Source organism: Streptomyces sp. NPDC002209 (genome assembly GCF_042890265.1).
Lineage (GTDB): Bacteria > Actinomycetota > Actinomycetes > Streptomycetales > Streptomycetaceae > Streptomyces.
The window spans coordinates 134,591-147,716 of record NZ_JBIARX010000016.1; the positions used below are offsets into that span (position 1 = coordinate 134,591).

The 13,126-nt window shown below is 73.7% G+C and carries 13 protein-coding genes; 5 read left to right on the forward strand and 8 right to left on the reverse strand.

Annotated elements, in window-relative coordinates; all coding sequences use genetic code 11:
- Positions 1 to 42: 42 nt before the first annotated feature.
- The 3 genes from ACFYXK_RS26710 to ACFYXK_RS26720 are packed head-to-tail and all read right to left on the reverse strand — an operon-like array spanning position 43 to position 3,179.
- Complete coding sequence (locus tag ACFYXK_RS26710; protein WP_389413403.1) at positions 43 to 909, reverse strand: carbohydrate ABC transporter permease; 867 nt, start codon at positions 907 to 909, stop codon at positions 43 to 45.
- Complete coding sequence (locus ACFYXK_RS26715; protein ID WP_389413404.1) at positions 902 to 1,849, reverse strand: carbohydrate ABC transporter permease; 948 nt, start codon at positions 1,847 to 1,849, stop codon at positions 902 to 904. Before ACFYXK_RS26715 ends, ACFYXK_RS26710 begins: the two co-directional genes overlap by 8 nt.
- Before the next feature lie 10 nt (positions 1,850 to 1,859).
- The gene (locus ACFYXK_RS26720; protein ID WP_389413405.1) at positions 1,860 to 3,179 is read right to left on the reverse strand and encodes an ABC transporter substrate-binding protein; all 1,320 of its coding nucleotides are present in this window, start codon (positions 3,177 to 3,179) and stop codon (positions 1,860 to 1,862) included.
- Between the two features lie 196 nt (positions 3,180 to 3,375).
- Between ACFYXK_RS26720 and ACFYXK_RS26725 the strand changes: the two genes are divergently transcribed.
- On the forward strand, positions 3,376 to 4,695 hold the full coding sequence (locus ACFYXK_RS26725) for an ROK family protein (protein WP_389413406.1): 1,320 nt from the start codon (positions 3,376 to 3,378) through the stop codon (positions 4,693 to 4,695).
- Positions 4,696 to 4,698: 3 nt separating this feature from the next.
- Here ACFYXK_RS26725 and ACFYXK_RS26730 read toward each other — a convergent pair whose 3' ends face one another.
- The gene (locus ACFYXK_RS26730; protein ID WP_389413407.1) at positions 4,699 to 5,589 is read right to left on the reverse strand and encodes a LysR family transcriptional regulator; all 891 of its coding nucleotides are present in this window, start codon (positions 5,587 to 5,589) and stop codon (positions 4,699 to 4,701) included.
- Between the two features lie 126 nt (positions 5,590 to 5,715).
- On the opposite strand from ACFYXK_RS26730, the gene ACFYXK_RS26735 reads away from it, so the two are divergent.
- Positions 5,716 to 6,453, forward strand: a complete 738-nt coding sequence (locus tag ACFYXK_RS26735; RefSeq protein ID WP_389413408.1) for an SDR family oxidoreductase — start codon at positions 5,716 to 5,718, stop codon at positions 6,451 to 6,453.
- Positions 6,454 to 6,487: 34 nt separating this feature from the next.
- Here ACFYXK_RS26735 and ACFYXK_RS26740 read toward each other — a convergent pair whose 3' ends face one another.
- Both ACFYXK_RS26740 and ACFYXK_RS26745 read right to left on the reverse strand, forming a co-directional pair.
- The gene (locus ACFYXK_RS26740; protein WP_389413409.1) at positions 6,488 to 7,078 is read right to left on the reverse strand and encodes an HD domain-containing protein; all 591 of its coding nucleotides are present in this window, start codon (positions 7,076 to 7,078) and stop codon (positions 6,488 to 6,490) included.
- A 39-nt stretch (positions 7,079 to 7,117) separates the two neighbouring features.
- Positions 7,118 to 8,194 carry an RNA ligase (ATP) gene (locus ACFYXK_RS26745; protein WP_389413410.1) on the reverse strand — a complete coding sequence of 359 codons (1,077 nt, stop codon included), beginning with the start codon at positions 8,192 to 8,194 and terminating at the stop codon, positions 7,118 to 7,120.
- Between the two features lie 133 nt (positions 8,195 to 8,327).
- On the opposite strand from ACFYXK_RS26745, the gene ACFYXK_RS26750 reads away from it, so the two are divergent.
- On the forward strand, positions 8,328 to 9,071 hold the full coding sequence (locus ACFYXK_RS26750; protein WP_389413411.1) for an SDR family NAD(P)-dependent oxidoreductase: 744 nt from the start codon (positions 8,328 to 8,330) through the stop codon (positions 9,069 to 9,071).
- 45 nt (positions 9,072 to 9,116) lie between these two features.
- Here ACFYXK_RS26750 and ACFYXK_RS26755 read toward each other — a convergent pair whose 3' ends face one another.
- Positions 9,117 to 9,851: a peptidoglycan-binding protein gene (locus ACFYXK_RS26755; protein ID WP_389413412.1), complete on the reverse strand. Its 735-nt coding sequence runs from the start codon at positions 9,849 to 9,851 to the stop codon at positions 9,117 to 9,119.
- 292 nt (positions 9,852 to 10,143) lie between these two features.
- A complete protein-coding gene (locus ACFYXK_RS26760; RefSeq protein WP_389413413.1) occupies positions 10,144 to 11,376 on the reverse strand; it encodes an MFS transporter in 1,233 nt (410 codons plus the stop codon).
- A 304-nt stretch (positions 11,377 to 11,680) separates the two neighbouring features.
- Here ACFYXK_RS26760 and ACFYXK_RS26765 point away from each other — a divergent pair, with 304 nt between their 5' ends.
- Both ACFYXK_RS26765 and ACFYXK_RS26770 read left to right on the forward strand, forming a co-directional pair.
- Complete coding sequence (locus ACFYXK_RS26765; protein WP_389413414.1) at positions 11,681 to 12,133, forward strand: hypothetical protein; 453 nt, start codon at positions 11,681 to 11,683, stop codon at positions 12,131 to 12,133.
- 62 nt (positions 12,134 to 12,195) lie between these two features.
- A complete protein-coding gene (locus ACFYXK_RS26770; RefSeq protein WP_389413415.1) occupies positions 12,196 to 13,035 on the forward strand; it encodes a MerR family transcriptional regulator in 840 nt (279 codons plus the stop codon).
- Positions 13,036 to 13,126 lie beyond the last annotated feature (91 nt).

Consider the following 13,126-nt stretch of genomic DNA (forward strand, 5'->3'; position numbering starts at 1 on the left):
CGCGTTTCGGAAAGGGTCACTTGACGGCTCCTGCCGAAAGGGTCATTTGACGGCTCCCGCCGTGAGGCCGGCCACCAAGTACCGCTGCAGCAGCAGGAATCCGGCGACGACGGGGATGCTGACGACGAGCGATGCGGCCATGATCTGGTTCCAGTAGACGTCGTTCTGCGTGGAGTAGCCCTGCAGGCCGACGGCGAGGGTGCGGGTGGTGTCGTTCGTCATGACGGAGGCGAAGAGCACCTCGCCCCAGGCGGTCATGAAGGCGTACACGGCGACGGCGACGATGCCGGGGACCGCGGCCGGGACCACGACCCTCAGCAGCGCGCCGAGGGGGCCGCAGCCGTCGACGGTGGCCGCTTCGTCGAGGTCGCGGGGCACCGAGTCGAAGTAGCCGATCAGCATCCAGATGGAGAAGGGGAGGGAGAAGGTCAGGTACGTGAGGATCAGGGCGCCGCGGGAGCCGTAGAGGGCGATTCCCGTGGCGTTGCCGACGTTCACGAAGATCAGGAACAGCGGGAGGAGGAAGAGGATCCCGGGGAACATCTGGGTGGAGAGCACGGTGACGGTGAACAGGCGCTTGCCGCGGAAGCGGTGGCGGCTGACCGCGTACGCCGCGAAGACGGCGATGACGACGGAGGCTGCGGTGGCGGCGCCCGCCACGACCAGGGAGTTCACGAAGTACCGGGCGAGCGGGACGGTGTGCCAGATGTCGATGTAGGGGCGGACGGTGAGCCCGCTGGGGATCCAGCGGAAGCGGCCCGCGACGTCCTGGAGCGGTTTGAGCGAGCTGGTCACCATCACGTAGACGGGCAACAGGACGAAGCCGGTGAGCAGGGTGAGGAAGACGGCGCGGACCACCCTGAAGGAGGCGGGCGGGGCCAGCGGCGACGGTCGGCGGCGGTCAGGCACGCTTGTTCCTCCGTCCGCGTGTGGTGGCGAGCAGGTAGCCGGCGGTGACGAGCAGCAGGAAGAGCAGCAGCAGGACGGACATGGCCGATCCGGTGCCGAAGTTCCAGGTGACGAAGCTGGACTGGTAGATGTGGAGGGAGATCAGGTCGGCGGCCTCGGGGGCGGATCTGCCGAACAGCACGAACGGCGTGTTGAAGTCGTTGAAGGTCCACAGGAACAGCACCAGGACCAGCACCTGGTTGACCGCTCCGACGGAGGGCAGGGTGATCCGGCGGATCTGCTGCCAGACTCCGGCGCCGTCCAGCGCCGCGGCCTCGTACAGCTCCGCGGGGACGTTCTGCAGGGCGGCCGTCACGATGAGGAAGGCGAACGGCCAGCCCTTCCAGACCGAGACGGTCAGCAGGGCCCAGAAGCTGTTGTCGCCCAGCAGCCAGAAGGTGTGCTCGGCGCCGCCGAGGCCGAGCTGGTCGTGGAGGACGTGGTTCACCAGACCGTTGTCCCGCTGGAACATGAACGCCCAGGTGATGACGGCCGCGTACACGGGCAGGGCGTACGGGACCAGGAACAGGGCGCGCAGGATGCCGCGGCCGCGGAAGTTCTCCTGCATGAACACCGCCGCCGCGGTGCCCAGCAGCCAGCACAGGCCGACGGAGAGCAGGGTGAACAGGCAGGTGGTGAGGAAGGAGCGCAGGAGGGCCTCGCCGACGGGCCGGTTGACGTCGACGGCGAGTTCGTAGTTGGCCAGTCCCGTCCACGGGGCGCGGGACCAGTCGCGGATGAAGAACTGGGTCAGCTGCCGGAAGCTCATCAGGATGCCCATCACCATGGGGACGAGGTGGATGAGAAGTTCGAGGAGCAGGGCGGGCAGGAGCAGGAGGTAGGGCAGTGCGCTGCGGCGCAGGCGGGCGGTCGTGGGGCTCTTGGGGCTCTTGGGGCTCATCGGGTCGGGATCAGCTCGCCATCTGCTGCTGCGCCTTGGTGAGTTTGGCCTTGACCGACTCGGTGGTGACCGGGCGACCCGCTGCCGCGTCGGCGAAGAGCTCCTTGACGGCGGTACCGACGGCGGTCTCGAACTGGGACTCCTGCGCGACCTGCGGGAGCGGAGCGGCGCTGGTGCCCAGGGTGGTGCGCAGGACGGTGAGGTCGTCGGTGGCGAACGCGGGGTCGTTCTGGGCGGCCTTGACCGGCGGGATGGAGCCGTACGTCTTGTTGAGGATCTTCTGTTCCTCGTCGCCGGTCATGAACTTCACGAACTTGAGGGCGCCGTCGATGTTGTCGGTGTTCTTGAAGACGGCCAGGTTGATGCCGGCGACCATGGAGTTGGTGCCCCGGCCGGTGCCGGGCGCGGTGCCGGCGGGGACCGGTACCGGGGCCACGCCCCAGTCGCCCTCCTTCATGCCGTGGCTCTTGAAGGAGGAGGCGGCGCTCTGCCACAGGACCATGGCGGTCTTGCCGTTGGCGAAGTCCTGGAGGGACTGGTTCTGGGCGTACTCGGCGTTGCCCGGCGCGATGATCCCGTCCTTGGCCATCAGGTCGACGTACTGCTTGACGGCGTCGACGGCGGCCGGGGAGTCGAAGGTCGGCTTGCCGGCCGCGTCGAAGAAGTCCGCGCCGTGCTGCTTGGCGAGGACGAAGACCTGGTGGATGTTGTTGGCGAGGTTGCCCCCCTCGGCGCCGAGCGCCCACTTGCCGTCCTTGGACAGGCTCCGGCCAATCGTGACCATCTCGTCCCAGGTGGCCGGCGGCTTCGCCATGCCCGCCTCCTGGAACATCTTCTTGTTGTAGTAGAGCGCGTACGCCATCGAGTAGAGCGGGACGGCGGCCGGGTCCTGGCCGGCGGCGCCGGCCGAGCCGATGGCCGACTCCACGAAGCGTTCCCTGCCGCCGATCGCGGCGAAGTTCCTGCCGTCCCACGGGAGCAGGGCCCCGGTGGCCTGGAGGGAGGCGGACCAGGTGTTGCCGATGTTGAGGACGTCGGGGCCCTGGCCGGAGGCGGTGGCGGCGAGGATCCGGTTGAGCAGGTCGGACCAGGGCACGACTTCGAGCTTGACCTTGATGCCGGTCTGCTCCTCGAACTTCTTCAGCTCCGGGCCGAGGACCGCCTGGTCCGCAGCGAGGTCGGGGCCCTGATTGGAGGCCCAGTACGTGAGCTCCTCGGGGGCGGTGTTGGAGCCGCCGCCGTTGTCCGCGGTGCCGCCGCCGCAGGCGGTGGCCGCGGCGGCGAGCAGGCAGGCGGTGACGGCGGCAGCGGCGGCTCGGGTTCTGCGCATGGCGGATCGGCCCCTTTCGGCAGGGTCGGGGGAAGGCCGGCGGGTGCTCTCGGCTCGGGCTCCTCGAGGACGCCCAACGCGCCAAGGCCTTAATTCAGGACGTGAGTTAAGCCTCGTGAAAGGGTCGCGTCAAGGGGTCCCGCACGGGTATGTTGCGAGCGACGACAGGGCGGACGGGCAGGGCGGAAGGAGCCAGATGACCACAGGGCGTGGCGGCCGTACGGTGCGGGACCTGCGGCGCGGCAACCGCAGCGCCGTGCTCCAGCGGCTGTACTTCGGCGGGCCGATGAGCCGGCAGGAACTCGGGCCCGCCACCGGGCTGAGCTCCGGTTCCGTCAGCAACGTGGTCGGCGAACTCGTCGCGGACGGACTCCTGGAGGAGGCCGGCGTCGTCGACTCGGACGGCGGCCGGCCCCGCACCCTGCTGCGCGTGGCCCCCGGCAGCGCGCACATGATCGGGGTCGACGTCGGCGAAACCCGGGTCCGCGTCGAGCTGTTCGACCTGGCACTGACCGAACTGGCCCGCACGGAGCTGCCGTTGTCGCCCCGTGGCTGCTACGACGTCGGTCCGATCGTGGACCACGTCCGGACCGGGATCGCGGCCGTCCTCGCCGAGGCCGGGGTCGGCACCGAACGGCTGCTGGGCGTGGGCGTCGGCGTGCCGGGCATAGTGGACCGCGAGGCGCCGGGCGGCGCGGTCGTGCACGGGCAGACCATCGGCTGGGACGCGGTGCCGCTGGAGGCGCTGCTGCGCGCCACGGGGGCCCTGCCGGACGAGGTCCCGTACATCATCGACAACGGGGCGCGCACGCTCGGCCAGGCCGAGATGTGGTTCGGGGCGGGGCGCGGGGCCCGCGAGGCCGTCGTCGTGCTGTTCGGCTCGGGCGTCGGCGCCAGCCTGATCACGGACGGCTCGCCCGACGGGGGCACGACGCAGGGCACACCGCTGGAGTGGGGACACCTCACGGTCTCGGTACGGGGGCGGCGCTGCCGGTGCGGGGCGCTGGGCTGCCTCGAGGCGTACACGGGGGCGGAGTCCCTGCTGGCCCGCTGGGCGGAGCGGGGCGGGCTCGCCGCGGGTGCGGGCGACGCACCGGACGAGGAGGAGGCCCTGTCGGCCCTGCTGGCGGCGGCGGTCGCGGCGGATCCGGTGGCCCTGGAGGTCCTGGAGGAGACGGCGGAGTACCTGGGCGCGGGCCTGTCGGACGTCATCAACCTGTTCCGGCCCGAGCGGATCCTCATCGGCGGCTGGGCGGGCCTGCTGCTGGGACCGCACATCCTGCCCGCCGTACGGGAACACGCGGCCCGGTACTCCCTGCGCCATCCCGCCGACCGGGTCACCATCGACCTGGGCTCCCTGGGCCCGGACGCGGTCACGGTCGGGGCGGCGACGCTCCCGCTGTCGGCGTTCTTCGCCACGGGCGGCCGCCGCACACCCCCGCAGCAGCAGGCCGAACCGCCCGGCTGGCGCACGGCCCTGGAGGTCCGCGGCGAATCGGCGGCCCGCCGGGGCTGAGCCTCAGACGGCGCCGGCGGCGCCCGCACCCGGGTCCGCGTGCTCGGCGAGGGTGTCCAGGAAGGCCGTGGTGAGCGGGTCGGGGTGCGGGCGGGCGTAGGCGGCCAGCATCCGGCGCACCGGCGGCTCGGGGCGCAGTACCCGGCCCGCGAAGCCCGGCGGCAGGACGCTCTCGGGGACCAGGGCCGGGCCCAGTCCGGTGGCGGCCAACAGCGGTGCCGCGGCGGTCTGTTCGGTCCGTACGGCGGCACGCGGCCGGAAGCCGGCCGCCGCACAGGCCTGGTCCACCACCTCGGCCAGGCCGTTGCCGGGGGCGTAGTGCACCCACGAGCGGTCCGCCAGGTCCGCGAGGTGCACCCGCTCCGGCGCCGGGTCATCGGCGGGGACGGCCACCACGAACTCCTCCTCCCCCAACTCCCGTACGGGACCGTCCCATCCGCGGGGTTCCGGGCCGACGGCGAGGTCGGCGCCGCCCGCGGCCATGGCGGCGAGCAGCGCGTCGGTGTGCGCGAACTCCCTCAGCCGGATGCGCACCTGCGGATTGCGCTCGTGCCAGGTGCGCAGCACCGGGAGGAGGATCCCGAGGGTGATCGAGTAGACGACGGCGACCTGGATCTCGCCGCCCTCCAGGCCGACGGCTCGACGGGCGGCGGTGCGGGCCCGTTCGGCGTCGGCGAGCGCGGCGCGGGCGTGCGTGAGCATCGCGCGGCCCATCGGGGTCAGCCGGACCGCCCGCGGGAGCCGCTCCAGCAACGGGCCGCCCGCGTCCCGCTCCAGCGCGCGGACCTGGTGCGAGAGGGCGGGCTGGGAGACGTGCAGCAGCTCGGCGGCGCGGGTGAACGAGCCGGTGTCGACGACGGTGACGAGGTACTCGAGCTGCCGCAGGGTGGTCATGAGCAAATGTTATGGCAGCAGTAGAAACCAAGTCTTGGACGTATGGGTCCCGTCCGGCGGAGAGTCGAGTCGTACCCGGCGGCCATCCTCGGCGCGCACCGGAACTCACACGACACAGGACCTCCGATGCCCACATCAGCTCTCTTCCAGGACTCCCTCGACGGCAAGCGGCTCGTCGTCGTCGGCGCCGGCTCGCACATCGGGCGCACGCTGGCCCTTGCGGCATCGACGGCCGGCGCCGAGGTGATCCTCGCCGGGCCCGATGCGGACCGGCTGGCAGCGACCGCGAACGCGCTGCCCGCACCCGCCCGCATCCGGCCGACCGACCTCACCGACGAGGACTCGATCGCCGCCCTCGCCGAAGCGGTGGGCGCGGTCGACCACGTCGTCTCGACGGCCGCCGTCCCGGCCAACGGGCCCGTCTCCGGTCTCGTCCTCGCCGACGTCCAGCGGGCGTTCGCCGCCAAGGTGTTCGGCCCGCTGCTGCTCGCCAAGCACCTGGCCGGGCGGATGAACGAGGGCGGCTCCCTCACGTTCTTCTCCGGCGTCGCGGCCTGGCGGCCCGCCCCGGAGCGGGTGGTCATGGCCACCACCAACGGCGCCCTGTCCTTCCTGGTGGAGGCGCTCGCCGTCGAGCTGGCGCCCCTGCGGGTCAACGCGGTCTCCCCCGGCATCATCGACTCCGGGGCCTGGGACCGGCTGGGCGCGGGCAAGGAGGCGTTCCTGCGCGGCGTCGCCGGCCGCAACCCCGCCCGCAGGACGGGCACCCCCGATGACGTGGTGCGCTCGGTGCTCTACGCGATCGGCAACCCGTTCGTCACCGGGACCGTGCTGCACGTGGACGGAGGCGCGCGCCTCGTCTGACACCCCCGGTGCGCCGGCGTGAACGGGAGACGGGTCAGACGGGAAAGGCGGCCTGGAAGGCCAGCCGCCGATCGGCACCCTCGGCGATCCGGCCGAGCAACTCGTCCAGATCGAGGAACACGGCCCACGGCTCGGTGCCCGCGGCCTCCGCGATCCGGCCGACCAGGAGGTCCTCCAGCTCGGGCACGCGCTTGCCCTTCCACACCTTGTCGGCGGTACTCACCAGCAGCTCCTCGATGCTGATGCCGGGCGCCGCCCAGTCGGCATGGGTGGCGGCGAAGCGGGCCTGCTCCTCGGTGAAGCCGTGCGCGAGGAGCAGTTCCCGCCCGGCCGCCTCGTGCGCGGAGCCGGGTCCGCTGAGCTCGGCGGTGTGGACGGCCTTGCCCACGTCGTGCGTGGCCGCGCCGAAGAGCACGGCCTCGCGCGCGAAGGGCAGGCCGGGGCAGTACGCGGCCAGCCAGTCGGCGAGCCGGCCCGCCACCTCGTGCACGAGGCGCAGGTGGGCCGCCAGCCGGGGCGGTGCAGCCAGCTCGTGCAGCAACGCGGCCACGGCGGGCGGCAACGTGCGCAGCGCAGGTTCCGCCGGGGTCTCGAGGGCGCGGGACAGCGCATCGGAGTCGGGCATCGGGGCAGCCTACCCGCGGACTCTCGGCGTGCGCCCGGGTCACTCGTACTCCGTGCCTCCCTTGCGGGTGAGGTAGGCCGGGCTGACCGCCTTCGCGATCGCGCGGCCGCCGACCACCGGGCTGTAGCGTTCCGCCGCCGGGCGGATCACGACGCCCTCGCGCAGGTGCACGGCCCGGCCGGACACCGTCTCGCGGCCACTGGCCAGCTCCAGGACCGTGTCCAGCTCGTACGGACCCTCGAACAGCCGGGGTACGAGCGGCAGTTCACCGTCGGTGAGCAGCTCGTGCGGGTCCAGCCAGCGCACCTGCCCGTCGATCTCCGCGGACACGTCGAAGACGGCGTACCCCGGCCCCGTGGCGGCCGTCCGCGCGTCGGTCCCGTACCCGAGGTCCTGGACGCCCGCGCCGTACACCTCGCCGAAGACGCCGATCCGGGTCGCGCCCAGCCGCGCGGCCAGCTTCGCCGCGACCTCCGGGACGCCGTGGCCGCGTACGGCCCGCCAGTAGAGGTTGCGGTCCTCCTCCCTCAGCGCCAGCCCCTTGGACCCGAAGCCCTTGGAGGAGACCAGTACCCGGCCGCCCTCGACCACGTACGTCAACAGGCAGGCGGTGCCGTGCAGTTTCTCGGTGAGGACGACCGGCTCGCCGGACTCGAAGAGGTGCGGGTAGCGCTGGAGGTTCTCGATGTCCACCCAGGGCAGCAGGTCGGGCGCGGCCTCCACCTCGCCGTTCATCGTCGTCGGCACGGGCGGCGCCCATTTGGTGATCCCGAGCAGCTCGGTGAAGTCCGTACCCTCCTCGGCCGCCTGCGCCAGGTCCACGTCGGCCAGCGCCCGCGGCCGGCACACCAGCCCTTGCGACAGCTCGCCGCGCAGCCGGACCGCCTTGACCCGGTCGGCGGAGCTGCCGGCGAGGCGGCCGGTCAGGCCGAGCTCCTCGATCAGCGCGGCGGGCAGCACGGCCTGTTCGGGTATGTAGACGGCGAACTCACCGGTGCGGTAGGCGCCCTTGGCGACCACGGCACGGTAGAGGCCCACTTGGGCCAGCTCCAGCGCGTCGGCGTTCGGGTGCTCGTGGACGGTCAGCTCTTCGGCTGTGACTCGCAAGGTCGACATGTGCGCAACTCCTCGGATGTGACGACGGCGTCCACTCTGCGGCCCGGCATTTTTGCTGGTCCAGCCGATATCACGGTGTTAGCCTGACCCGCCCGCCGTCCCGGCGGCCCGTCCCGTCGCCCAGGAGGCCCCCGTGCCACGTCGTCCGGTCACCGTCGTCACCGGAGGCAGCAGGGGCATCGGCGCCGCGACGTGCGTACGGCTCGCCGCGGACGGCCATGACGTGGTGCTCGGCTACCTCCGGGACGACGCGGCCGCCGAGGCCGTCGCGGAGCGCGTACGGGCGGCGGGTGCGCGCTGCGTGACCGTACGCGGCGACACGTCCCGGGAGTGCGGGGTGGAGCGGCTCTTCGACATCGCCGGGGCCGAGTTCGGCGCGGTGACCGGGCTGGTGAACAACGCCGGGGTGACCGGCCCGCTCGGCCGGCTCGCCGACGCCGCGACCGAGGATCTGCGGCGCGTGGTCGAGGTCAACCTGCTGGGGTACCTGCTGTGCTGCCGCCGCGCCGCCCGGGACATGGCGGACGCGGGCGGCGGCGCCATCGTCAACGTGTCCTCGGCGGCCGCCACGCTCGGCAGCCCCGGCGACTACGTCCACTACGCGGCGGTGAAGGCCGCCACCGATGCCCTGACGGTGGGGCTGTCCAAGGAGCTCGGCCCGGACCGCATCCGGGTCAACGCGGTGGCGCCGGGCATCATCGAGACCGACATGCACGCCGCGATGGGCGACCCCGACCGACCGGCCCGCGCGGCTGCCGGGATCCCCCTCGGGCGGGCCGGGCAGCCCGAGGAGGTCGCCGGGGCCATCGCGTGGCTGCTGTCCCAGGACGCCTCGTACACGACGGGCGCCGTCCTGCGCGTCTCCGGCGGCCGCTGAGGCCGGTCTCCGCCTTCGGGCTCGACCGGCGCCGGGTGTGGCGGGTCAGCCTCCGAAGGCGGCCCGGGTGGCCGGGCCGTAGACGCCCGGTTGGTCGCCCTTGATGTCCCGGTCGCGCTGGAGCTGGGCGACCCCGCGCTTGGTCTGGCTGTCGTAGACGCCGGTGACGTCGACGTACGTGAACCCCTGGGCGTGGAGCCGCTCCTGCAGGGCGCTCACCTCGGGCCCGCGGTCGCCCATCCGCAGCGTCCCGGAAGGCCCCGCCGGCTGCGGGCCGGCCGAGGCGCTCGGCGGGGGCGTGGGCTTCGGCGTCCGGCTCGCGGACGGGCCGGCCGACGCCGATGCGGAGGCCGAGGGCGCGAAGGCCCGCACGGATCCCTCGGGCGAGGGCTCGTCGTCCGCGCCGGGGCGCGCCGGGAGCGCCGGTACGGACAACTCCGGCGGCGTCACGGCCCGCTCGGGCCGCGGATCGGGGCCGCTCAACAGGAACACCAGCCCGCCGGCGGCGCCGAGGGCGAGCAGGGCGAAGACCACCAGCGGGAGCGGGCTGCCGCGGTCCTGCCGGACGGCGCGGGCATCGGCGGCGCCGGTGGCCTCGGCGGCCCGCCCGGGCTCGTCCTCACGCCGGGCCTCGGGCGCGCGGAAGGAGACGGGGACGGGTCCGGTGTGCGGCCAGGCGGGCGTCGTCGCCCGGTACGCCCGCTCGGATGGGGCGACGTACGGGCGCACGAGCCGGCGGTCCTCGGGGAGGCTTCCGCTCTCATCGGGATGGTGGGACACGGTTGTCTCCCGGCAGGGGTGGGGACCGGCGCGGCGGTGCGGTGTCGGCCCCCACCCGGCCGGTCAGGCCCTGCGCCGCCGCGCGACCAGGACCATGCCCGCAGCGGGTGCACCCGGCACGGGGGCGCCCACGGTCGTCATGGGGTCAAGCGAAGACCGGACCGATACGAACATATGAGATATCTCCGAAGTGCAGCTCATGCGGTGGTTCTTGAGTGCTTGATCGGCGCACTCTTTCCCCCCGGGACGGCCCGGGTCAAGCCGGCTGTCCGAACTGCCCCATCCGTCCGCCCTACCCGTCGGCCGCGGTAGCCCTCGGCATCCGGACCGTGACGGTGAGGCCGACCGTGACCGCGGCCACGAGCATCAGCGCGGCCCCGGTGAGCGGGGCCGCCGGGGCGCCGATCCCGTCGACCGCGAACCCGCCCGCCAGCGCGCCGGCCGCGATGGCCAGGTTGAACATCGCCACCATCAGCGAGCCGGCGGCCTCGGCCGCGCCCGGCGCCGCCTTGATCATCCAGCTCTGCAGGCTCACGGAGACACCCCCGTACGCGAGCCCCCAGACGAGCAGCAGCGCGGTCCCGGCAGCCGCTCCCGGCAGGGTGGCGATCAGCCCGAGTACCACGGTCAGCGCGGCGCTGATCACCAGGACCGCCCGGTACGCATCACGCGCCCCGGCCAGGAAATTGCCCGCGACGCCGGCCACCCCGTAGCCCAGGAGCAGGGTGCTCACGTACGCGGCGTCGATGCCGGAGACCTCCTGCAGGACGGGCCGTACGAAGGTGTAGGCGGCGAACTGGCCGGTCACCACCAGGAAGGTGACGATCACCCCGGCCCGGACCCCGCGGTTGCCGCGCAGCAGCGCGGGCAGTTCGCGGAACGTGACGTCCCGGGTCGGCGGCAGTGGGGGCAGCAGCAGGAGCAGCGCGCCCAGCGCGAGGAGGCCGAGGACGCCGACCGCAGCGAACGCGGCCCGCCAGCCGCCGAGTTCGCCGATCAGGGTGCCGGCGGGGACGCCGAGCACGGAGGCGGTGGGGACGCCGCCGAAGACGAGCGCGGTGGCCCGGGCGACGTGCCGCTCCGGTACGAGCCGTACGGCGAGCCCGCCCGCCAGCGCCCAGAAACCGCCGACGCCGACCCCGACGAGGAGGCGCGCGGCCAGCAGCACGGCGAAGCCCGGGGCGACGGCGGCGGCGAGATTGGCGGCCGCCATCAGGGCGATCAGCACGCACAGCACGAGCCGCCGGTCGAGCCGGCCGGCGCCGACGGTGACGAGCGGGGCGCAGAGTCCGGCGACGAGCCCGGGCACGGTCACCATCAGCCCTGCGGTGCCGTCGGACACCCCGAGGGCGTCCCCGACGGGGGTGAGCAGGCCGACGGGCAGCAGTTCCGAGGTGATCAGGCAGAAGATCGCGAGCGCGACGGCGAGGACGGCCGCCCAGCCCTTCCAGGGCGCGGGGCGGATGGTGGGCGCGAGGGGGTCAGGAGTCGGTGCGGGCTCGCCGGGCGCGTCGGCTGCGGTCATGGATCGGTACTCCGTACGGTCCGTCGGGATGTGAGGACAGGGCAGCGCGGCGTACCGGGGGTCGCGCCTCCCCGGCACTCGCACTGTCGTTCCCGTCCTCCGGCAGACTACGGAAAATCCGGGTCCGGGCAATCGTTTCGGCAGCCGCGGCCGGGCAGGGAGCGGCGCCGGGCGCCCCTGGTGGCGCCGGGGGCCACCCGCCGATCGACCCCACGGACCGACTGCACGGCCGGCTTCCGGGCCCCGTCACCCGGACGCGTGAGCGCGGGGACCGGCCGGCCGTGCGGTACGGCATGGTGGTCGGATGCAGTTACGCCGGGCCCTGCCCCTGTCCCTCGCCGCGCTGCTCGCGAGCAGCGGCTGCCTCTCCGTCGGCGCGGACGCGGATCCGGCCCCGGCGCCCGGCACCTCGGCGCCGCTGGACGCGCGGGATCCGGCCGAAGCGTCGCCCCCGGCGGCCGGTCCCGGCCTGCCGCCGCCCGCCCCGGAGTCCCGGCCCCTGCCGCTGGGGCGGCTCCCGGCGCCGGACGGGGAGCCGGATCCGGAGCCTGCGCCGGCCAGGGCGGCCCGGCCGCCCGCTGCGCGCAGCGCGAAGCCGCCGGCTGCGCCGCGCCGGGAGCACCCGCCCCAGCCCGCGCCGCCGCGCCGCCCGCGGCAGGCGGCCCCGCTGCCCCGGCCGGACGAGCTGTGCGCGGCCGCCGAGGGCACCGTACCGCCGTCCATCGTGGACCTGTGCATCCGGCAGTATGGCCGCTGACCAGCAGATATCGCTCAGGACTTGACCCTCCCCCCGTGTCAGGGCCTGCACTGGAAGGCGTCATGTTCACCATCGGAGACTTCGCCAAACACGGCCGGGTATCGGTCCGCATGCTGCGCCACTACGACGCCATCGGACTGCTGCGCCCCGCACGTGTCGACCCCGCCAGCGGCTACCGCTACTACGAGGCCGAGCAGCTCGCCCGCCTCAACCGTGTCATCGCGCTCAAGGAGCTCGGCTTCAGCCTGGACCAGGTGGGGACGATCCTCGACGAGCGGGTGGGCGCGGACGAGTTGCGCGGCATGCTGCGGCTGCGCCGGGCGGAACTGGAGTCGGCCATGGCCGCCGCTGCGGCCCGGCTGACCCAGGTCGAGGCGAGGCTCCGGACCATCGAGAGCGAGGGATCCATGTCCACCGTCGACATCGTCGTGAAGAGCCTTCCGCCCGTCCGGCTCGTCGAACTGACCGGGATCGCGGGGAGCTACCAGCCGCAGGACATCGGGCCGGTCATCGGCCCGCTGTACGAGGAGCTCTGCCGCCGGATCGAGGCCGCCGGGGTGGTCCCGACCGGCCCGGGGACCGCGTACTACGAGGACGCGCCGGGGGCCGAGGCCGGAGCCGTCCTCGTCCACGCCGGGCTGCCGGTGGGGGCCTCGGTCCGCGCCGAGGACCTCGGGGGCTCGGTCCGGGTGGTCGAGCTGCCGGGGGTCGAGCGGGCCGCGACCGTGGTGCACCGGGGCTCGATGGACCGCGTCCTGCCCACCGCCCAGGCCCTCGCCCGGTGGATCGACGCCAACGGCCACCGCTCGGCCGGGTACGCGCGCGAGCTGACCCTCGCCTGCCCGGAGGACCGGGACCAGTGGGTCACGGAACTCCAGGAGCCGCTCGCGCCACAGCGCTAGGGAGTGTCGTCAAAGTGGCGTCGGCCGCCCGTGAGGGCGGGGCTGGCGGGGTCTGGTGCGTGCGATCGCAAGGCGGAGGAGGGAATCGACG

Excerpts from the sequence above, each read along its gene's own strand:
- ACFYXK_RS26715 (WP_389413404.1), bottom strand. The coding sequence starts at position 1,849 with ATGAGCCCCAAGAGCCCCAAGAGCCCCACGACCGCCCGCCTGCGCCGC.
- ACFYXK_RS26720 (WP_389413405.1), bottom strand. The coding sequence starts at position 3,179 with ATGCGCAGAACCCGAGCCGCCGCTGCCGCCGTCACCGCCTGCCTGCTC.
- ACFYXK_RS26725 (WP_389413406.1), top strand. The coding sequence starts at position 3,376 with ATGACCACAGGGCGTGGCGGCCGTACGGTGCGGGACCTGCGGCGCGGC.
- ACFYXK_RS26730 (WP_389413407.1), bottom strand. The coding sequence starts at position 5,589 with ATGACCACCCTGCGGCAGCTCGAGTACCTCGTCACCGTCGTCGACACC.
- ACFYXK_RS26735 (WP_389413408.1), top strand. The coding sequence starts at position 5,716 with ATGCCCACATCAGCTCTCTTCCAGGACTCCCTCGACGGCAAGCGGCTC.
- ACFYXK_RS26740 (WP_389413409.1), bottom strand. The coding sequence starts at position 7,078 with ATGCCCGACTCCGATGCGCTGTCCCGCGCCCTCGAGACCCCGGCGGAA.
- ACFYXK_RS26745 (WP_389413410.1), bottom strand. The coding sequence starts at position 8,194 with ATGTCGACCTTGCGAGTCACAGCCGAAGAGCTGACCGTCCACGAGCAC.
- ACFYXK_RS26760 (WP_389413413.1), bottom strand. The coding sequence starts at position 11,376 with ATGACCGCAGCCGACGCGCCCGGCGAGCCCGCACCGACTCCTGACCCC.
- ACFYXK_RS26765 (WP_389413414.1), top strand. The coding sequence starts at position 11,681 with ATGCAGTTACGCCGGGCCCTGCCCCTGTCCCTCGCCGCGCTGCTCGCG.
- ACFYXK_RS26770 (WP_389413415.1), top strand. The coding sequence starts at position 12,196 with ATGTTCACCATCGGAGACTTCGCCAAACACGGCCGGGTATCGGTCCGC.